This window comes from Arthrobacter sp. efr-133-TYG-118 (genome assembly GCF_030209755.1).
Classification (GTDB): Bacteria; Actinomycetota; Actinomycetes; order Actinomycetales; family Micrococcaceae; genus Arthrobacter.
This window is the reverse complement of record NZ_JARVRH010000004.1, coordinates 65,215-85,786: the sequence shown is the minus strand read 5'-3', so window position 1 is coordinate 85,786 and position 20,572 is coordinate 65,215. Positions and strand designations below refer to the sequence as shown.

Sequence of the window (20,572 nt, the reverse complement as noted above, 5' to 3'; positions counted from 1 at the left end):
GGAGTAATGAAAACAGCAATAACCGGCGGTGCCGGGTTCATAGGCAGCCATCTTGTTGAGCACTTGTTGGCGGCGGGGGACGAAGTCGCCGTGCTGGACAACTTGTCGACCGGACGCTTGGAGAATCTCAAAGGCGTCATCGGCCACAGGAACTTCCACTTCGTCGAGGGCACCATTCTCGACCGTGACGCAGTGGACAAGGTGGTGGCGGGTGCCGACAGGGTCTTCCATCTGGCCGCCGCGGTTGGCGTGAATCTGATTGTTGACCACCCCTTGGAGAGCCTCCGCACAAATATCCATGGCACCGAAGTGGTCCTGGACTCGGTCCTGGAATCAGGTGCCTCGCTGTTGCTGGCATCCACAAGCGAGATCTACGGCAAGAACACCTCGGACAGCCTCTCGGAGGAAGCGGACCGCATCCTGGGATCCGCACTTAAATCCCGGTGGACCTACGCCGCAGCCAAGGGTATTGACGAGGCATTTGCCCATGCATACTGGCGCCAATTCGGGTTGCCGGTTGCCATCGTGCGGCTCTTCAACACGGTCGGTCCGCGGCAGACAGGTCGCTATGGAATGGTTGTTCCGCGACTCGTGCGGCAGGCGCTCGCCGGTGAGCCCCTGACCGTCTATGGAGACGGCCACCAGACCAGGTGCTTCTCCTACGTCGGCGACATCGTTCCCGCCATCGTCCGCATTTCCGAGGAACCGCTTGCCTACGGAAATGCATACAACCTCGGTGGCAGCTACGAGATTTCCATCCTGACGTTGGCCGAAAGGATTGTTGAACTCCTTGGAAGCGGCAGCGCCATCACGTTGGTGCCTTATGAGCAGGCGTACTCGGAAGGCTACGAGGACATGCGCCGGCGGGTTCCGGACAACAGCAAGTCCTTCGGGCTGGTTGGCTTCGACCCGAAGACCACGTTGGATGAAATCATCCTCAACGTCGCGGCCGACTACAAGCCGGCAAAAGTCCTGGATCCCGCAGGTTGGAAGATCACCCTCGCGTCTTGATGCGCGGCCAAACGAAGCCGTGTCGACTGAAGCGGCGTCGTTCAACTGAAGTCGTTGAACTGAAGAAGTATCTTGAAAAGAAAGGCTGCGTCCAAATGGAACGTATCTGGGGGGCGCCTCTGTCTCAACCTCGCCACAGGGCCGAACGCTTGAGCCCTCCGGGAAGATCGCGTTGGCTCGCAGGCGTTTTGAGCGTCCTGATGTCGACGTCTGTTTTTGGGATAGCGGTACCGGCCGCGCACGCAGCGCCGAACACCATCATTACCCTGACCTTTGACGACGCCAACGCAGATCAGATCCCCGCCGCGGCTATCCTCAAAAGCAACGGGCTCAAGGGCACGTTCTTTACGCCGTCGGGCTTCCTCAACGCTCCGAACTACATGACAACCCAGGAAGCACTGGCGTTGCAGGCGGACGGAAACGAGATCGGCGGTCATACGGTGACCCACCCGGACTTGGCCCAGATGGGTGCGGACGAGGTCACACGCCAGGTCTGCAATGACCGCGTCAATCTCACCACCATGGGATTCACCATCACCAACTTCGCGTACCCCTTCGCGTCCCTTACCCCGGCGGTGGAGAGCACGGTTGCGGCTTGCGGATATAACAGCGCCCGCGGGCTCGGAGACCTTGAAAGCGTTGTGCCTGGAAGCGCAGGACTTGGATTCGCTGAGACCCTTCCTCCTGCCGATCCATATAACACGAAGGCCCCGGACGAAGTGGACAACACTTGGACCTTGACTGACCTGCAGAACCTGGTAACCAAGGCCGAGCCCGGCGGTGGCTGGGTGCAGGTGACGTTCCACCACATCGGCACCGGTATCGATCCAACTTCAGGAATCGCGGATCCACTGACGGTTTCCACCGCGCTCTTCACCCAATATGTACAGTGGCTCGCCGCGGAGAAGGCCGCCGGGCGGATCGCGGTCCAAACGGTCCAGGAAACGCTTGGCGGAGCGGTCAAACCCGTTGTCGCCGGACCGGCTGCACCCCCTCCAGTCACCGTGGGGAACCTCGTCAAGGACGCCAGCTTGGAAACCGCCGGTCCGGTAGCTTCGGGACTACCGCAGTGCTGGGCCCAGGGCAGCTACGGTAGCCACACTTCGGCCTTCACTACGGTAACCCCCGGGCACGGGGGCACCACCGGGACCCATGCTGAGCAGCTCGTGATGTCCGCCTATGTCAGCGGGGACGCCAAGCTATTGCCAACCCTCGACCTGGGCGAGTGCGCGCCAAGTGCGACTCCGGGCCACACCTATGAGATGAAAGCTTGGTATACCTCAACGACGACGACTCAATACGAACTGTATTACCGCACGGGGCTGGGCACATGGACGTATTGGACTGCGAGCCCGTATTTCCCGGCGTCAACCACATGGGCCCACGCCACGTGGACGTCGCCCGCCCTTCCAGCCGGTGCTTCGGCCATCAGTTTGGGTTTGAACCTGCTCGGCAATGGCACCTTGACCACGGACGACTTTGAACTCTATGACAGTGCGGGCATCAGGCACTTCATAGACGTCACTCCTACCTCGGCGTTCTATGACGAAATCAGTTGGCTATCCAACAACTTGATTTCGCAAGGTTGGCCTGACAACACCTACCGTCCTCTCACGTCAATCACCCGCGAGGCCATGGCAGCGTTCCTCTACCGGTTCTCCGGAAGCCCTGTGGTGCCGGCGAACGCACCCACGTTCTCCGACGTGCCGTCCAGTGCTCCGTTCTACAACGAGATCCGGTGGCTGGCTTCCACCGGGATCACGACAGGGTACCCGGACGGAACCTACCACCCGGGTGAGGCCGTCAGCCGGGCCGCGATGGCCGCGTTCCTCTATCGTCTCAAGGGCAGCCCCGCTGTGCCGGCGAACGCACCGACCTTCTCCGATGTGCCAGCCGGTGCTCCGTTCTACAACGAGATCCGTTGGTTGGCATCCACAGGCATCACTACGGGCTTCCCCGACGGCACGTACAGGCCAACCACCGCTATCAACCGCGACGCCATGGCTGCCTTCTTATACCGCTACAACATTGATTTCCCGAAAGGCTGACGGCAGCTCGTCCTGACGCACAGGTGGGCGGGATTTCCCAGGAAATTTCCGGTGTTCTCCCGCCCAAGGCCACGTACACTGCGAGAAGCACCTAAGACAGGTCCCAAGGGAGTGAATCGTGAATCCGGCGAAATCGACGGTGAATCGTTGGAACCGCCCAGCCGTCTGCTTTGCATTTTGCCTGGCCGTGCTGACGGCGGCATGCACGGGACCAGGGCCTGCACCGAGCCCGACCCAATCGGCCACGACGGCCGGCCGATATCCCTGGCACACCGGGATCGTGTCCACGACCTTTTGGGTCGGCGAGATCTTTGATCCCAAGGCGGCAGATGGCAGCCAAGTGATGTCCACTTACGACTCCAAGTGGATGCAGAGCTACGGAGGCTGTGACGGCGTCGTGACGAACGGCTGCCAGACCGAGGCGAGGACGCAGGCCAAAGGTTTCGCGCCGACCAGAATGACTCCGAAGGAGAACCCGTTCTACCTCGATCTTCCTTTCGATGACGTCAACGATCCAATCGCGTTTGCCGAACGGGCCACCGTCATCCCATGGGCCAACGATCCGGGTTTCGCGGGCAATGCCCAGAACCGTTCCTTCAGTTACATGAAGAATCAATGGGTCAGGATTCGCATGGGCAACCGCGAATGCTACGGGCAGATTGAAGATGCCGGTCCGGGCCAGTATCACGACAAGGACTACGTTTTCGGCTCCAACGATGCGCGACCGGCCAACAAGAATTTCAACGGAGCCGGAATGGACGTCTCGCCTGCACTCAACGGATGCCTTGGTTTCTCCGAGCTCGATGGCGAGTCGGACAAAGTCGACTGGCAGTTCGTGCCACGGGACCAGGTCCCCGCGGGACCGTGGTTGAACATAGTCACGGTCAGCCAAGTGAAGTAGGCCCGGCGGCCCGGGCCGTCCTCAGGAATCCGGTACAAGCAGCCCCTCGAAAACTGGAGGTATCCATGCAGTGGCTCAAGAAACTGTTTCAGCACGGCAACGGGAGGCACCTCGCGCGCCCTGCCGACACCAAGAACCAGAACAGGGTGGAACGTCCTGGCCCGGCATGATCCTCTGTTGATCGGCGGGATCAAGGCAGTTTGGCGTGGAATCCTGCACTCAACAAATCGGAGAAGCGCTGGGTTCCCTGATCGATGCCGCTACACACGTGGCTGGCCGGATCCTCTGGAGTGTCCTGCGGGCACGACATGTCCCGGTTCAGGGACCACATGGACACCCGTTGGACCACCTTGCTGATGGCAAAGGAGTTCAACCCGCGAGCCGCATCAAGGTCAAATACTTCGCCGGGGAGGTCGTTCCGGCCGATCATGGGGGTCAGCCCCATCTTTCTCCAGATCTGTTCGCTGTTGAGGGCCGTTCCCGCACGCTGATAAATGATACTGAGCTGATCGTGCGTCGACTCGGCTGCCGAGATTCCGGCATCGAGCATGCTCTGCGATTCACTCCGGCTCGAACCGTAGTTCATGGTCATGATGTTGACCCCCGAGAGTTGGACACCGGCGGCGAGCATCTGGTCGACGGCGGACGTTCCGGCGTCGGTCAGTCCTTGCGGGGTGACCGGAAGCGTGAGCCAGATTGAGAGGGGATGCCCTTCCTTGCTCCGCTCCTTCTGGAGGGCAGCGATGGCTGCGGCTCGGCGCTGCCAGGCTGCACTGTCCGCCAGGTTGTCGCCCTCGATATCAAAGTCGATGGTCTCGGGGTTGTAGCGCTCCAGGACGGCCCGGTAGGCCCTTTCCAGATCGGCTGCATTCTGGCAGGAGTTGGCAAGCTCACTGTTCAACGAGCCGCCAAAGGACACGGCGAACGCGCCGCCGTTCGACCGCAGCTTGGCGATGCGTTCCTCGAGTTTGAGCGACGTTTTCGCGGCATCAAGGCTGTAAACGCTACCCCAACTGGGTGTGCAGGCCTGCCCGGTCATTGCCACCACAAACGCCAGCGTGACATTCTTGGTGCCCTCGCCCGTGGGTGTTTCGAAAGAGTACTGAGGGACCACAGTGACGTCGACGTAGCCGGAAAACCAAGGTGGCTCGAGCGAACCGTTTGCGTCCGTAGTCAACCGCCACACGAGGAAGCCTCCGATCCCCACCACCACCAGGGCCGCGGCAATGCAGGCCCGGGCGAAGGCCGACAGCCGGCGGCGAGGTCCATTGGCTTGGGCGGACCGGCCACGGACGTTCCGGGCGCCGCCCCCCTCAGCCGAAACGGACGTGCCGCTTCCCTGTTTCCTGGACACGCTCTCCGCCATCCTTAGACTCCGACTGCCCTGATTGCACCATTTGACCACGAACAGATCGGATTCGCCTCTGCCCGCGCCCCGGGGTTTGATCCCGGTGGTTACGCCGCGTAGTGCACGAGTAGTGGCGCCGTCCGGACGTCAAGGTTGAGTGTAAAGACGGGTAGGGCCCACTCGTGTCCGTCGTCGCCCTGATTCATAGGCTGATGGTGTCAGTTGGTTGAGGGCAACGGGGGAGAGACAGGTCTCACAATGGAAACGGACGCTCTGGTCCGAGCGGCATCAAGACGCGGCGGATTCATCCGAGAAGGCATTTGCCCGGAGTCCGAGCCTCTTCTTGGCGGATTCAGCACAGTCCCTCCCATAGACCCAGCGCCAATTGACGGTGCTGCCGGACGGCAGCGCGCCCTCACAAAGAGGGTCCCTGAGCGGGGGCCGGTGGTGAATAAGCCTTTGAGACCGAGGCTTCCCCCAGTCGCCACCGGCCCCTTCAGGAACCTCGGCAGCGCGGGTTGGCAATGAGTCCCCGGGAGGAAGGCACCGCATCCGGCCCGGTCCGCGCTTCGAGGAAACGGGTAGGCCTGTGGGCTGCCTCGTGGGTGTCGGTACTGCTCCTGTTAACGGGCGCCACATCGCTGATCAATGGAAGCCAAGCTCCCGTAAGTGGATCCGGGACCAGCACCCCCACACCTTCTGTCGCTCCGCTCTCATCTGTCAGCCTGACGTTCGATGCGGGCCGGGCAAGCCAGATGGAGGCGGCCCGGATCTTGAAGGACCACGGACTCCGGGCCACCTATTTCATCGACTCGGGCTTTGTTGGCGCACCTGACTACATGACAACCGACAATCTCCACAGCCTGGCCGCGGACCAGAATGAAATCGGAGGCCATACAGTCACCCTTGCCGATGTGACTTCCGTAGAACCGGACGAAGCGTCGAGACAGATTTGCAACGATCGGGTGAACCTCACGGACTGGGGCTTTAAGGTCACCTCCTTTGCCTATCCATTTGCGTCTTCAACGCCGAAGTCGGAAGAGCTGGTCGCTGGATGCGGGTACAACAGCGCGCGAGGCCTGGGCGAGATAAGCACCCCCGTTGACTGCGTGGGCTGCGCGGCAGCAGAAACTGTCCGCCCCGCCGACTTGTTCCGGACGCGGGCAACCTCAGAGATCGGCAGCAAATGGACGTTGGCTAACCTTGAGGCGACCGTAGAGCAAGCCGAAAAGGCCGGGGGCTGGTTACAGCTGACCTTCTACGACATCGACAACAGCGGCAGTCCCCGCTCCATCAGCCCCGCGTTGTTCGAACAATTCGCCGCATGGCTGGCCGCCAAGACCCAACCAGGGACCATGGCCGTGCGCACGGTACATGACGTGATCGGCGGCGTGGCGAAACCCGTGGTGAACGGTCCCGTGGCCGTGCCGGCAGCAGCGGGACAGAACGCTCTTCGGAATCCGGGGCTCGAAACTGCTGGAAAGTATGGCTTACCGCAATGCTGGCAGGTGTCGTCCTACGGTAAGAATGCCGCAGTCCTGAGCACTTTGACCCCTGGACGCAGTGGTGCGGTGGCCCGGCGCCTGGACGTGACCGAATACTCGTCCGGTGACGCCAAATTGCTTCCCGTCCTCGATCTCGGAGCATGCGCTCCAAGCGTGAGTACCGGCCACAGCTACTCGCTCAGGGCGTGGTACCAGTCCACCGCGAAAACCCAATTTGAAGTGTATTACCGCAACAAGCTGGGCACGTGGACCTACTGGACAGCCAGTCCGTGGTTCGCGGCCAACACCAATTACGAGCAGGCGATCTGGGAAACGCCGCCCGTTCCGGTAGGAGCCGAGGCCATCAGCTTTGGATTGAACCTCTTCAGCGATGGCCAGCTTGCTACCGACGATTACGAAATGTACGACACTGTGGGAGCTCCGTCGCCGTGATAGTTCTTTCGATCTTTTTGGTTCTGGGAGTCAGCACGATCTTTTGGTCCCTTGCCGGGCTGGTCCGACTGGCGGGTGAGGAGTCGTGGCGGGCCCGGGAATTGTCATCGCGGCTCCGCCGGTGGCTCGCCTTGCTGACCGGCGGCGAGGCGCCGATCCCTCGACGTCAACGGGCCCGCCATCGTTCAAAGGGAGTGCGCATCTACCCGGCCAATGTGGCGGTCCTCATGGCCGCCCACAACGAGGCCCTGGTCATCAGGGAGACAATCCTCGCCGCGTCCGCTTTAGTTCCTCGGCGCAACATCCACGTCGTTTCCGACATGTCCACCGATGACACCGCGGCCATTGCGCGGGCCGCCGGGGTGAAGGTCCTTGACCTTGAACCGAACCGTGGCAAGGCAGGCGCACTCGCGGCGGGCATCGCCCATTTCGATCTGTGCAAGCGGTTCAAGGTGGTCATGCTTCTCGACGCAGACACCCGCCCGACGCTGGACTATCTCGAAACGGGGCTGCCGCTGTTTGACGATCCCGCGGTGGTCGCCGTCGCGGGACGCGCCAAGTCGATCATGAGCCCGGCACCTCCGACGGCGATCGGCCGTTTCCTGGTGGCCTACCGGGAGCGTTTGTACATCGCTGTCCAACTCCTGCTTAAGTACGGCCAGGCAGCCCAGGGCGCCAATGTCGTCTCCATCGTGCCTGGATTTGCCAGCATGTACAGAACCAGCGCGCTCGCGAAAATAGAGGTCTTGGCGCCCGGACTGGTGATCGAAGACTTCAACATGACGTTTGAAATCCATGCGAAAAAACTGGGACGGATCGCATTCCATCCCTCCGCCGCCGTTGCCTACACCCAGGATCCGGACAACCTGAAGGACTACATCAAGCAGGTGCGGCGGTGGATACTTGGTTTTTGGCAGACCGTCAGGCGGCACGGCCTGCAGTTCAGCAGATTCTGGTTTGTGCTGGGTCTGTACATTGTTGAACTCGTAGCCAGCTGCCTCTTCTTCGTGCTTCTGGTGCCGGCATTCCTGCTATCGTCCCTCGCGGCGGTCGAAGTGTGGATTTTCGGCAATCGATCGGAAGTCTTTATCTTTCTGTCGGGGGTCCTGCGGCCTCAGGACGTTCTTATTGGAGTTTTCCTGCCGGACCTCTTCTTGACCGTCCTTGCCGCTGTTTCGACGCGCAACCCGCGCTTTCTGTTGATGGCTCCGTTCTTTCCGCTGATGCGGATCCTGGACGCAGTCATCTGTCTCCAGGTCTTGCCCAGGGCGTACTCGGCGAATTCGTCGGGAGTTTGGGTCAGCCCCGTCCGGAGGATCCAACGCCAACCACAGGAAATCGCGACGCCGGGTCCTTCCGTGGTGCGGACCGGCTAGGACGCAGTCGCAGGGACAGTCGCTGGCCTAGTAAGCGGACACGCGGACGCCCATGCCACGCAGCCGTTGCGGCCGTGTGGCATGGGCGTCCGACACTCCCCGAGTGCGTAGTGTCCTGCTGACCCGGGGGTCCCGGGATATTAGTTGGTGACTCCCGAAGTGGTGACAACGTTCAGCCACGGACCAGCCGGCACGCTGGCGCGGTCAACGAAACGCCACGATACGTGGTCATTGTCGCCGTTCAGCTCAGCGAAGCCCAAGCAGCCGTTCAGCGCAGGGGATACATCCATGCCTGCACCCTGGCTCGGGTCGCCGGAGAACTGCTTGTTGGCAGGACGGGCGTTGTTCGCGCCGAACACGTAAGCGGAATCGTGGTAGAGGGAACCGCTGGAGGGGCCGGCATCTTCAACTTGTCCGTAGCAGACGCCGCCATTGGGGCCTGTGATCTGGACCCATGCGTTCTTCATGTAGCTGTAGCCCGAGTCCGCGCAGTGGTCGACGCCGGTTTTGGCGTTGTCCGCGGCGGCCCACGGAATCACCTTGCAACGCTCAGCGAAAGCGACGCTGTCATTGACGTCGTCGTAAGGCAGATCCAAATAGAACGGGTTCTGCAAAGGCTTGGGCTGGTGCAGCGGGAAGTACCCGTTGCTGGCTACGCGCTGTTCCGTGGCGCACTGGAAGCTCGTGCCGGTGCCGGAACTGACTCCGTCGCAACCGCCGTAGGTGCTGCCGGGGCAACCGCTCGCGCTGGACGGAGTGGCCCCCATGTTGACGCCAGTGTGCTGCAGAGCCCACTGGCCGTTGTAGGTGGAGCAGACTTGGGAGCCGTCCGAGAGGCTGGCATTGAAGATCTCGCCTACCCAGAAGGTGGTGCTCACGATGTTGGTGTGCAGGGGGTATGTTCCCGTGACAGGCAGGGGCGCTGCTGTTGGAGCGGGCGCGCCGGCGGCTGTTGCGGCTGGAGCGGGGGCGGCTGCAGCGGGCGTGCTCGACGGCGCCGCGGCCGCAACACTGCTGGACGTCGGCGTCGGCGTCGGCGACGGCGTCGCGGTGCGGGTTGGCGCGGATGAAGCGGAAGGCGACGAGCTGGGCCGCGAATATGAACCGCGGTCGCCGGCCTGATAGGAGGATTTGTGCGATGACTGGACAGCGGAGATGGTGGCGAACCCGCCGAAGGCGAGGAGCGCCACGGCGACGAGTGCTGTGAACAGGTGTTTCATATTTTGGGTGACATATCTGTTGGGGACATAGACATACGAGACCTGGGCAATGGATAAGGCGAGCTGCAGCCGAACACGCCGCAGCGTCGTACACGGCCAAATGGTGTGTCACGACAGAGTTGTTACAAAAATCGGCTGCGCTTCAACTCCCCAGAAGTAGCCAGCCGGAACTTACTCTTGCGGCACCAGCTTACACAGTCAGATCACAGGGCGGTAACGGAGGATGCAAATCCGGCGGGAAAACCTGGCTGGAAACGACGCCGTGATACCTCGCCGGGGGCTCCGTGGAGCGGTGATGTTTCGTGCAAGTAGCCCCGGAAATTCAAGTAGTTACCACTCAATCCAGGACTGAAACCCGAAGGTAACGTTTGGAAATGACACCGGTCCGTGCCACAGCCGTCAGGAACGTGTGTCCGGCGGCCCGAAGATGAGACAGGACCATGGACGATACCGAAGGGACCCACACCTCGCCCCCGATCATTCGGGCCGCGGAGCTCCAGGAGATTGTTATTGCCTTGTCAGGGCCGGAACCGGCCGGGATAGTCATCTCGGGGCCGGGGGGCTCCGGAATGACCACCCTCCTGGACGCGGCGGCTTCAGTGCTGAGCGGTTCATTCAGCGTGATCCCCCACAACGTCTCGGAGTCATACGCGGACATTCCGTTTGGAATCGCCATGGCACTTGTTCCGGACCTGCCGGGCAGGGCCAAGGTGTGGCCGGGTTCCATCGTGGCGGCTTGCCGCAAAGCAGTGCGTGGCGCAGCGGCACCCGGATCCGCTGCCTTGCTGGTGCTGGACAACATAGATTTCCTGGATGACATGTCGCTTTGGCTCCTGAGCCAGCTGCTTGTTGAACCGGACATCCGCCTGATTGCCACCCACCGCTCGGACCGTCCCTTGAGAATGGAACTCATGGAATCCGTGGTTTCGCGGCAGCTGTCCGTTGTGACACTGGATGATCTCACGCAGGAGCAGCTTCGCGAATTCCTTGATGATCGCCTCGGCGGTCGCGCTGCCCGCAGCCTGGTCCGGGACATCCATGCCCTCACCGGAGGAAACCTGCAGACCGCGAAGTTGTTGCTGGACGAAGCCGCGGCGCGTGGCGAGATCGTGGAGCAGGCTGATTCGTGGATGTTGTCCGGACCGATCCGCTTGGACGGTTCGCAAGCGCTCGAGCTGACCCGCCATCGGCTTGAGGGCTATTCCGTGCCACAGCGGCAGGTCGTGGACATTCTGGCAGTGGGGGAGCCGATACCGCTGGCCGTCCTTGAACAACTTGGCCCAAAGCGGGCGATCGAAGCGCTTCGGGCCGACGGAACGATCCGAGTCCTTAAAGACGGTCAGGACACGGCAACGCTCAGCCACGCCATCGAAGCGAGGCTGGCCCGGCAGCAGCTCGGACCTGAGCGGATCCTCGAGCTTCGACGGAGCATCTACGCGACGTCCTCACCCGTTGCCGATGACTCGCTCTGGACGCTGTTCCGTCGCGTGGACCTTGAACAGGCAAGCGGTTTGCCGGTGCCCGACGCCGATCTTTTGGCCGTGGCCATTGCCGCAAACGACATTCACGACAATCGCAGGGCGCGGCGGGCAGCGGAAGCAGTGCGGGCGCCGGAACTCGGACTGGTTGCCGGTGTGGAACTGGCAAGGGCGCTCTACCAAACAAGGGATTTCCCCGGGGCTGTGACGATCTTGAAGGGTTTGGTGGCAAACACCGCGGACGTCCTGACTGTGGACTTCGCCCATGCGGTATGGCTTCTGCTGCATGCGCTTTTGCCGACATCGCCCGGAGCCAATGTGCTGCAAGCGGTCCTCCAGGATGCCCGACGGCGGCTGGAGGCTGCCGCCGTCGGCATCCAACCGGGCGAGCCAGCCAATCTTGACGAGTCTGCTGTCCGGGACGAACTGGATGTTCTCCAGCTGTATCTGGATGCCCAGAACGGTAGCTGGCCTTCAGCCAATGGTGAGCTGTTCCAAAGGCTTTCCCATAGCCAATTGGTCGATCCTGGATTGCGCACGGAGCGCCATCCACCAGCGCCCACCCAGGCCAGCGTGCTATTGATGGCGCTTGTCTCCCAAGGGCTGGCCGTCAGCGGACGGTTCGCTGACGCCGTCGCTCTTTCGACGCTGGCCCTCGAAGCCGTGGGGCGGCTGCCGCGGTGCCCCGTGGACTTCCACTCCACTGTGCTGACTATCCACGGGTCCAATCTGATCTGGCGCGGGCAATGGGGTGGCCCCGAAATGTTCTGCGCGGGCAGTTCAAGCTTCAGCAACCGGATGAGCTATTTCGGCGGGTCTGCGCATCTCTACAGGGCACTCGTACTTGCCAGGCAGGGGAGCCTGGAACTGGCGTGTGAACAATTCCGCCAGGCCAAGGCCCGGCTTGATGAAGCCGACCCTGAGGGGCTCCTGCCACCGGCCCTCGGCGGACTTGCCGCGGCTGCGTGGCTGCTGGGCGATGTCAACCAAGTGCGTCGCGCCCTGGCGGCCTACGATTCGCGGGCCAGCGGGGGGAACTATCTTGCCTCGCAGCTCGCCGAGAGCTATTCGTCCGCCGCACGGTCAGTGCTGATTGGCGCGGAACACTCGCACCGGAAACTGCTGCAACTTGCCGGTTCTGCCGCCAAGAAGGGACACCGGGCGCTCGAAATGTTGAATCTCGGCCTGGCCGCCCGTACCGGCAGCCGGGGAGACCGGCAGCTGGGGGCCGGAGTGTCCGAGCTGGTGTGGAGTGTCGAGTCCGGGATGCCGTCGGGACAGGAAGCGGGACAGGAAATGGGAACAGGACAGCTAAGCATAGGTGAACCTCAGCAAGCGTCAGACCAGGAGGAGGCTTTCGTTTTTGACGAGCCTCACCCGGCCGGTCCGGAGGCCGGATCCTCGGTCCTTCCCGGCGTCGTCAAGCTTTCCCAGCGCGAACGCGAAGTGACTGCCTTGGTGGCCTCCGGGCTGAGCAGCGCGGAGGTGGCTGCCCGGTTGGGTATCGCCGTGAACACGGTCAACGCCCACCTGCAGCGGGTTTACGGCAAGCTCGGAGTGTCCCGCAGGCAGAAGCTTTCCGAACTGTGGGACGAGTTGGCGAAGCCGGAGGAGTAGGGCAAATGCTCCCCGGATGAAGGTAGTGAAGCCGATTGGTGGGACAATTACTAGGTGACGCCGTCAGTCCTGGCGGTCAGCCGCTGGCGATTGCCACGTAGTCCTAACAAGGAGCACCGGTTTTGACAATGGTTTCCACCCCCGCGTGGGGAGATGCCCAGGTTTCCGCACTCGATGACGATGAAGTCCGTCGCATCCGCAACGACTTCCCCGTTCTTGAGCAGGAAATCAATGGCAAACCGCTGGTCTACCTGGATTCGGGAGCTACCTCGCAGAACCCCCGGAGCGTGCTTGAGGCTGAGCAGGAATTCTATGAACAGCGGAACTCGGCCGTCCATCGCGGCGCGCACCACCTTGCTGTAGAGGCCACGGACGCCTTCGAAGACGCCCGTGCCACCGTGGCGCGTTTTGTGGGCGTGCAGGACGATGAGCTGATCTGGACCGCCAACGCCACCGCGGGCCTGAACCTCCTGGCCTATTCGTTTTCGAACGCCAGCGTAGGCCGGGCGGATGGGGAAGCCGGGCGCTTTGCCCTCAAACCGGGCGACGAAGTGCTCGTCACCGAAATGGAACATCACGCCAACCTGATCCCGTGGCAGGAACTGTGCCGGCGGACCGGAGCGAGCCTCCGTTACATTCCCCTCGACGACGCCGGTGCGCTGCGTCTTGAGGAAGCAGCACGCCTCATGAGCGCGCGCACCAGGATCCTGGCCTTCACCCACACTTCCAACGTGCTCGGCAATGTCAACCCCGTGGGCGTGTTGGTCGCACTGGCACGGGAAGTGGGCGCCTTGGTGGTCCTGGACGCCTGCCAGTCGGCGCCGCACCTGCCCTTGGATTTCAAGGCCCTGGACGTGGACTTCGCCGTATTCTCCGGCCACAAGATGCTGGGGCCCACGGGAATCGGCGCGGTCTATGGCCGCAGCGAATTGCTCAATGCCATGCCACCGTTCCTGACCGGCGGTTCCATGATCACGACGGTGACCATGGAAGAAGCCCAATACCTGCCTGCCCCCCAGCGCTTCGAGGCCGGAACCCAGCCTATTTCGCAGGCTGTGGCCCTCGCTGCCGCAGCAAACTACCTCAGCGAAACAGGAATGCACCGGATCGCCCTTCGTGAGGCGGAGCTCGGCCAAAGGCTTGTCACGGGCCTCAGCGCCATCGAGGGCGTGCGTGTGCTGGGCCCCGGGCCGGGGGAAGAACGGACCGGGCTTGCCGCGTTCGACGTCGCCGGAGTGCACGCGCACGACGTCGGGCAGTACCTCGACGAGCTGGGTATCGCTGTGCGGGTGGGCCACCATTGTGCCCAGCCCTTGCACCGCAGGCTGGGCCTGAGCGCCTCCACGCGGGCCAGTACCTACCTGTACACCACATTCGAGGAAGTCGACCTGTTGGTTGAGGCGGTTGCCCAGATCAGGCCCTACTTCGGGGTAACGGCCGGAGCCACATCGTGAGCGGCCTGGACTCCCTGTACCAGCAACTGATCCTGGAGCACTCCAAGACCCGCAGCGGCGGAGACCTTGCCAAGCTTCCGGCTGCCGCAACGGGTACCCCCGCAACGGGTGCGCCCGCCACGGGACAGAGCTACACGGGACAGAGCTACACGGGACAGAGCCACCAGCTCAATCCCATTTGCGGGGACGAAATCACGCTCCGGCTGAGTCTTGGCACCGCCGGAGGCGGACAGGCCGTCACGGAAATCCATTGGGACGGTGACGGCTGTGCCATCTCGATGGCGTCGGCGTCCATACTCAGTGAAATGGCACCGGGCATGTCCCCGGTATCCCTCCGCCACACGATCGATCACTTCCGGGAATTGATGCGTTCGCGTGGCAAGCTGGAAGCGGATGAGGAACTCCTCCAGGACGCTGCCGCCTTGGCCGGAGTTGCCAAATATCCTGCCCGTGTAAAGTGCGCCATGCTCGCGTGGGTTGCCGCGGAGGACGCGCTTCGCCAGGCCGAGGCGAGCCAAGGGGTGTCCCGGGCTCTCTAACGCGGGTGGGTCGAGGTCGAGTACCGTCCACTCTATTTCACGCGGCGGTCCGGACTTAGCCTCGAAGCATGATTACCTTGGAGAGCAGGCGCGAATGGCGCCAGAGCCAGCATCGGGTGCGCCGGGCGGAATTCGTGGTTGTGGGATTGTTGCTTGTCCTCGTCGCCGCGACAATTCTCGCCGCCGTCGCCGGACTGGTGCAGTAAGGGCCGAATGCACCAACGCAGCCATGCTGCGGCATTCACGGCTGACCATTTATAGCTTGGAAAACCGTACGGCAAAGAAAAGCTCGGACCCGCAAAAACCGGTCCGAGCTTTTTTGTACCGTTGGCCTGGTCATCGCATCACTTGGGTACCGCTGCGATGAGCACCGAAATCGTCATGAGACCGAGAATTGCCCAAACAAAGAACAATGACCAGTTCTTCTCTTGGGCTCTCCTGTGGGCCCCATGCCACACTCGTTCCATACTATTCGCGTCCATAGCAGCAAGGTATTCCTGCCGATACCGCCCAAACAGCGTGCCAACCACCCTACTTGAAAGACTCATTACTCCATTTGAAATGTCGGCTACTCGTATCATTCCCGTCATGGCATTCCCTGGGTGTCAGCACTCAAAACCCGGAGAATCGTCAAGTTTCGGAGTCCCCGGGGAAGAACGATAGGCTGTTTCAGCGCATCCGGAAGTGGTTAGGCGCCTAGCCAGAGCAACCGCTGCGTGCACGTTAGGGAAGGACCGAGTGTTGAAGATTCTGGTACAAGGCGATCTGGGCCAAGTGGCTTACCACGTAGGTGACGAGGCGATGGCAATCGCGGCGGCCGATGAACTTCGGGCCCGGCTGCAGGCCAAGATCGTCCTCCTGACCCGTGACCCGGGACAAACCAAGGACCTCTATGGCATGGACGCGATAGACACTCTGGTGTTCCCTTGGCCTCCTGCGGAGCGCAGCAAGCACCTGGAACGTGTCCGCCGGGCGGCCCGCGGGGACCGCACCGCCCTGCCGGCCGAGGATTCCGTATGGCGGGTCATTGACGAAGTGAAATCGGCCGACGGCGTGCTGATCGCGGGCGGCGGCAACATGAATTCATTGTATGGATGGTTGCTCTATGAACGTGCGGCGTTGGGCCTCATCGCGAAGGAACTGGGCAAGCCCCTGGTTGTCAGCGGGCAGACCTTCGGTCCTACGCTGTTGCCCCAGGATCAGCAAGCCCTCCACGAGCTCTTGGATTATGCGGCATTGGTGGGTGCGCGGGAGCCATCCTCCTATGCGTTTGGCTTTCAGATGGGCCTCGGTTCCGAGAAACTGACCAGGGTCCTGGATGATGCCAGCTTCCTGCTCCGGCCCGGATCAGTAGACGCGAATCCAGCCGGGGAAGAGTTCGAGTTTCCGGCAGGCCCTTTCATAGCGGCGACCTTTGGTCCCGAATCCTGGAGGGACGGAACCCGCAGCCTTGCGAAGCTGGGAGAAGTGTTGGACCGGGCCGTGGAGCTGACAGGTCTTCCGGTCTATCTGATCCCGCACGTGGGCCCTCTTGGCCAAGATCACCGGGGTGGTGACCACGAGTCCCACGAAACAGTATTGGCAAACTCCCGGAGCGGCCAGGTCCGCGTTTGCCCCGTGCTTCCGGCCGCCGCAGCCGCGGCACTGACCGTGGCAGCTGAATTAGTGCTGACAAACCGCTACCATCCTGTGGTCTTCAGCCTTGCGGCCGGGGTGCCGGTGGTTGCGCTCGCGAATGACTCCTACTCGGATGTGAGATTGCATGGAGCCATGGACAACTGGGGCGTGCAGGACTGGGCCTTGCCGCTGAGCAGCCTCGACATCGGCGGTTTCGACCTTGCGATCGCCGAGGCATGGATGAGGCGCGCGGAAATCCGTGAGCACCTTGAATCGCTGCGTCCCCAGATACGCGCCGTTCACGAGAACTGGTGGGACGCCGTCGCAAGCATTTTCTCGGCGACAGGTGTCGAAGCGGCAAAGGGTCTGGGGGATGTCGTGACCCTTGAGTCGGACTCGGAGTGGGCCACACAGGCCAGGGGCCAACGCGGCCAGTTCCGTGCCTTGAGCGGCGGAATCGCCAGCCTCTGGACGGAGTGGGACGATGTCCGCTCGCAACGCGATCTACTGTTGCATGAACGGAATGAAGCGTTGGATGAAAAGGAACGAATAGTGCGATCGCGATCCTTCAGGGCCGCTTCCCTGTTGCGCCGGTGCGCCGGCGTGTTGCGCCGTGTTTCGGGAGGCCGTCGATGAACGCCCAGGCCCGCGTCGCCGTCGTCGTACGCACGAAGAACCGCCCGGTCCTCCTGCGCCGGGCGCTCGAGGACATCTTCGACCAGTCCTTCGAGGATGTTGCGGTGGTCGTCGTGAACGACGGCGGGGATCCTGTTCCCGTTGATGCGCTCGCCAGGACCTGGGACCACCTTCCCGCCGGCAAATTGACGATCCTCCACCATGAGGCCAGCAAAGGCATGGAAGCCGCGTCCAACGCCGGAATCCAGGCCAGCGCCTCGGAGTTCATCTCCATCCATGACGACGACGATCGCTGGCACAAAGACTTCTTGAAGAAGACCGTGGGCTTTCTCGACAAGACGCCGCAGGCCCAGGGAGTGGCTGTCCGGACAAATATCGTCTATGAGGAAATCCGTGGCGGAGTCATCGAGCAGACCGGCTCCCAAGGGTTTGAGCATGAACTTCGGGCGATCACGCTGTCAGATATGCTTCGCACCAACCGGGTAGTGCCGATTTCCTTCCTGTACCGCCGTTCCATCCTTGAGCGGATCGGGGGCTACAACGAAGCGTTGGACGCCGTGGGAGATTGGGAGTTCAACCTCCGTTTCCTTTCGGCGTTCCCTATTGAATTGCTGGACGGCGAGCCCCTCGCATTTTGGTGCCATCGACCATCAGAGCGCGGCGACATGGGAAACAGCGTCATAGCCGGTGCCGATGACCACCAGAAGTTCGACCGCTACGTGCGTGATGTCTACCTTCGCGAAGAGGCAGGCAAGACCGGATACGGAACGTTGCTTTATTTGGCCCAGATGCACGGCCAGCAAGAAGGCTCGATCCATGAGTTGCGCGAATTGGCCGAGCGGATAAATTCAAGCGTGGACGAGCTCGGACGAAGGGTGGCGTCCTTGGAAGAAACCGTTCTTAACCGGACGAGCTTTTCCGATCTTGCCAGGCGGCCTGGCCGGCTGACCGGCAGGATCGTCCGGTTCTTGCGTGGCAATCGATAACAGCCGGATCATCGCCGGACGACCCCGCGGGAACGCACGGGACCAGGTGCCTCAGGCCCGCGTAAAAACGTCAGGCACGCCATCGCCGTCGTCGTCTCTTTGTTCCTCCCGCGCCACGCGGCGGTAGTGCCGGTTACGGGCTTTGAGTACGACGGCGGCAAGCACCGCCGCGGCGAGGGAACCGGCGAGGGTGGCCACTTTCGCGTGGTCATCGTGCGGGGAACCGGTACCGAAGCCCAGCTCGGCGATCAGGAGGGAAACGGTGAAACCGACGCCCGCAAGCATGGCGAGTCCAGCGACGTCGATCCATGCCAGACCGTCATCCAGGCGCGCGCGGGTGGTCTTTGTGATGAGGAATGTGGTGCCGAACACTCCCGCCGTCTTGCCCACCACGAGGGCCAGGATGATGCCAACCGCTACGGGATCGCGCAGGGCGGTTCCTAGTCCCTCTGCCCCGCCCAGAGCCACGCCGGCGGAGAAGAACGCGAAAACAGGAACAGCAAAGCCTGCGGAGAAGGGACGCAAGCGGTGTTCGAAGCTTTCGGCGAGTCCGGCGGCAGGCTCACCCTTCTTGCCTGAGGCCACGACAGGCACGGCGAAACCGAGAAGGACCCCGGCGACAGTGGCGTGGATCCCCGAGGCGTGAACGAAGGCCCAGGTGGCGGCGGCGAGGGGGAGTAACAGGTACCAGCTGCGGACGCGCTTCTGGACCAGGACCGTAAAGAGGGCCAGCGGCACGGCGGCGGCCAGCAGCATGAGGGGCTCGAGGCCGCTCGAGTAGAAGAACGCGATGATGCCGATGGCAATCAAGTCGTCCACCACTGCCAGTGTCAGCAGGAAGGTCCGCAACGCCGCGGGCAAATGCGTGTTGATGACCGCCAGGACGGCCAACGCGAAGGCGATGTCAGTGGCGGTAGGGATGGCCCAACCCTTGAGTGTTTCCGCGCCCGAGCCAAGGTTGATGACCACGTAGATGAGCGCGGGAAGGAGCACACCGCCCACTGCTGCCGTCACCGGGACGATCGCTTTTGCGGGCTTCCGCAGTTCCCCGGCCACGAATTCACGCTTGAGCTCCAGCCCCGCGATGAAGAAGAAAACGGCCAGGAGCCCGTCGGAGGCCCAGTGGCCCAGGGTCAATTCCAGATGCCAGGGAGCGTAGCCGATCTTGACTTCGCGCAGTGCGAAATAGCCATTGGCAAAGGGGGAGTTTGCCCAGACGAGTGCGGCCACGGTAGCGGCGAGCAAAAGTGCGCCACCAACGGTTTCAGCGCGGAGAATAGCCAGGATCCGTTGGTACTCGGGAAAGCTGGAGCGGCTGAAAACCTTCGAAGGGGCAGCGGGGTGCGGGCGGTTCGCCATGTGGCTCCTTGGGGAGTGTGGGGTCGACAAAACTGTTGCCGACCAGACTTCCCGGCGCACCTGTATTCCATTTTAGCGGAAGGCGCACCCACCCCGCCGAGGCCCCCAACTAGCTCGCATTTGTTGTCGTTATGAGGCGTCAAAACGACAACAAATGCGAGCTAGTTGGGCCCGGAAGGAGCGTTACGTGAGCAGCGCCGTGATCCCGATGACCGCCGTCGCGAGTCCGAACACCATGGAAATGGTGACCAGCACGACGTGGACCCTGAGGAACTTCGTGGCTTTCCCGTTGGCGTCGCGGGCACGGGAGTCGGCCATGACGCGGCGCAGGAACTGCGGCCAGACGATCAGAGACCATGCCCCCGCGACGATCAGAACAACCGACAGCCCGGCTGCCAGCTTCACGCTAGTGGCTTTCGAGCCAGGCCTGGGCCTGCCGGGACTGGATGTTCAAGGCCTTGCCCACCATCGGTTCGGCTGCTTCGGCGATCTTGCCGCCGAGGAACGGAACCGACGACGTGACGGCACCTTCGAGCTCGACGCGGGTGTTGCCGCCGTCGGCCACGAGGCGCTGCACCGCGCTGACATCAAGGGGTGCGCCGGAGATCTTCAGGGAGATGTTGCTGGTCCGGGAGCCATCGGCCGTCGGGGCATCCCACTTCTCGGTCTGGGTGACAGTGAGCTTCTCGCCCACGAACTTGCGGGCGATCTCCGGGAGGCGCGTGGTGGGCAGGGTGCGCACCGTGATGGTGGTGAATGCGCCGGAAGTGTCGCCGTCGATCTGGAATGATTCCAGTGTGCCGCCGACGTACTCGCTCGTGTGGCGCAGGAAGTCTTCGTCAATGAAAGTAGCGGCTACGCGGTCGACGCCGTAGGGCAGGGTGGTGGATGCGTTCAGGGCCATGGGTGTCCTCCGTGAATATCTCGGTTGAAAGCTCTTGCGGCTCCCAAACATCCTACGGTGTGGTCGGGGTAGGCTAGGAACGCCCCGGGATTCGAGAGAATTTCGGGTTTTCGTGCTGCCGTCCCCTATCCGAATTCCCTC

The 20,572-nt window shown here is 62.3% G+C and carries 17 protein-coding genes; 12 read left to right on the top strand and 5 right to left on the bottom strand.

Translation table 11 applies throughout. The annotated features are described in order from the left end of the window. Positions 1–6: 6 nt before the first annotated feature. From QRN59_RS02935 to QRN59_RS02925, 3 genes are all read left to right on the top strand, one after another. Complete coding sequence (locus QRN59_RS02935; RefSeq protein ID WP_284981015.1) at positions 7–1,011, top strand: dTDP-glucose 4,6-dehydratase; 1,005 nt, start codon at positions 7–9, stop codon at positions 1,009–1,011. A gap of 200 nt (positions 1,012–1,211) precedes the next feature. Continuing rightward, positions 1,212–3,059, top strand: a complete 1,848-nt coding sequence (locus QRN59_RS02930) for an S-layer homology domain-containing protein (protein ID WP_284981014.1) — start codon at positions 1,212–1,214, stop codon at positions 3,057–3,059. A 280-nt stretch (positions 3,060–3,339) separates the two neighbouring features. Beyond that, positions 3,340–3,960 carry a hypothetical protein gene (locus QRN59_RS02925; protein WP_284981013.1) on the top strand — a complete coding sequence of 207 codons (621 nt, stop codon included), beginning with the start codon at positions 3,340–3,342 and terminating at the stop codon, positions 3,958–3,960. A gap of 190 nt (positions 3,961–4,150) precedes the next feature. On the opposite strand, the gene QRN59_RS02920 is transcribed toward QRN59_RS02925, so the two are convergent. Beyond that, positions 4,151–5,314, bottom strand: coding sequence for a chitinase (locus tag QRN59_RS02920; RefSeq protein WP_284981012.1), 1,164 nt, complete (start codon positions 5,312–5,314; stop codon positions 4,151–4,153). Between the two features lie 518 nt (positions 5,315–5,832). Between QRN59_RS02920 and QRN59_RS02915 the strand changes: the two genes are divergently transcribed. Together QRN59_RS02915 and QRN59_RS02910 are read left to right on the top strand one after the other, a co-directional pair. Then, a complete protein-coding gene (locus QRN59_RS02915) occupies positions 5,833–7,245 on the top strand; it encodes a polysaccharide deacetylase family protein (protein ID WP_284981011.1) in 1,413 nt (470 codons plus the stop codon). Beyond that, entirely contained in the window at positions 7,242–8,621 is a 1,380-nt protein-coding gene (locus QRN59_RS02910; RefSeq protein ID WP_284981010.1) for a glycosyltransferase family 2 protein, read from the top strand. Before QRN59_RS02915 ends, QRN59_RS02910 begins: the two co-directional genes overlap by 4 nt. Before the next feature lie 140 nt (positions 8,622–8,761). Here the strand turns inward: QRN59_RS02910 and QRN59_RS02905 are convergent, their stop codons facing one another. Next, entirely contained in the window at positions 8,762–9,499 is a 738-nt protein-coding gene (locus QRN59_RS02905) for a hypothetical protein (RefSeq protein WP_284981009.1), read from the bottom strand. A gap of 28 nt (positions 9,500–9,527) precedes the next feature. Here QRN59_RS02905 and QRN59_RS02900 point away from each other — a divergent pair, with 28 nt between their 5' ends. The 7 genes from QRN59_RS02900 to QRN59_RS02870 all read left to right on the top strand — a co-directional run bounded on the left by QRN59_RS02900 (position 9,528) and on the right by QRN59_RS02870 (position 18,168). Continuing rightward, positions 9,528–9,743, top strand: a complete 216-nt coding sequence (locus QRN59_RS02900; protein WP_284981008.1) for a hypothetical protein — start codon at positions 9,528–9,530, stop codon at positions 9,741–9,743. Positions 9,744–10,281: 538 nt separating this feature from the next. After that, the gene (locus QRN59_RS02895) at positions 10,282–12,936 is read left to right on the top strand and encodes a helix-turn-helix transcriptional regulator (RefSeq protein ID WP_284981007.1); all 2,655 of its coding nucleotides are present in this window, start codon (positions 10,282–10,284) and stop codon (positions 12,934–12,936) included. Between the two features lie 122 nt (positions 12,937–13,058). Then, positions 13,059–14,390, top strand: a complete 1,332-nt coding sequence (locus QRN59_RS02890; protein ID WP_284981006.1) for a SufS family cysteine desulfurase — start codon at positions 13,059–13,061, stop codon at positions 14,388–14,390. Then, entirely contained in the window at positions 14,387–14,929 is a 543-nt protein-coding gene (gene sufU / locus QRN59_RS02885) for a Fe-S cluster assembly sulfur transfer protein SufU (RefSeq protein ID WP_284981005.1), read from the top strand. The genes QRN59_RS02890 and sufU overlap by 4 nt, the downstream gene beginning before the upstream one ends. A 68-nt stretch (positions 14,930–14,997) precedes the next feature. Next, positions 14,998–15,135: a hypothetical protein gene (locus tag QRN59_RS02880; protein ID WP_284981004.1), complete on the top strand. Its 138-nt coding sequence runs from the start codon at positions 14,998–15,000 to the stop codon at positions 15,133–15,135. A gap of 535 nt (positions 15,136–15,670) precedes the next feature. Then, positions 15,671–17,182 (top strand): polysaccharide pyruvyl transferase family protein, encoded by a 1,512-nt coding sequence (locus QRN59_RS02875; RefSeq protein ID WP_284981003.1) that lies wholly within the window; start codon positions 15,671–15,673, stop codon positions 17,180–17,182. Next, entirely contained in the window at positions 17,179–18,168 is a 990-nt protein-coding gene (locus QRN59_RS02870) for a glycosyltransferase family 2 protein (protein WP_284981002.1), read from the top strand. The genes QRN59_RS02875 and QRN59_RS02870 overlap by 4 nt, the downstream gene beginning before the upstream one ends. A gap of 51 nt (positions 18,169–18,219) precedes the next feature. Here QRN59_RS02870 and nhaA read toward each other — a convergent pair whose 3' ends face one another. The 3 genes from nhaA to QRN59_RS02855 form a co-directional block, all read right to left on the bottom strand. Then, positions 18,220–19,527: a Na+/H+ antiporter NhaA gene (nhaA, locus tag QRN59_RS02865; RefSeq protein ID WP_284981001.1), complete on the bottom strand. Its 1,308-nt coding sequence runs from the start codon at positions 19,525–19,527 to the stop codon at positions 18,220–18,222. Positions 19,528–19,710: 183 nt separating this feature from the next. Further along, positions 19,711–19,932, bottom strand: coding sequence for an SCO4848 family membrane protein (locus QRN59_RS02860; RefSeq protein ID WP_284981000.1), 222 nt, complete (start codon positions 19,930–19,932; stop codon positions 19,711–19,713). A gap of 1 nt (position 19,933) precedes the next feature. Further along, positions 19,934–20,431: a DUF2505 domain-containing protein gene (locus QRN59_RS02855; protein WP_284980999.1), complete on the bottom strand. Its 498-nt coding sequence runs from the start codon at positions 20,429–20,431 to the stop codon at positions 19,934–19,936. Positions 20,432–20,572 lie beyond the last annotated feature (141 nt).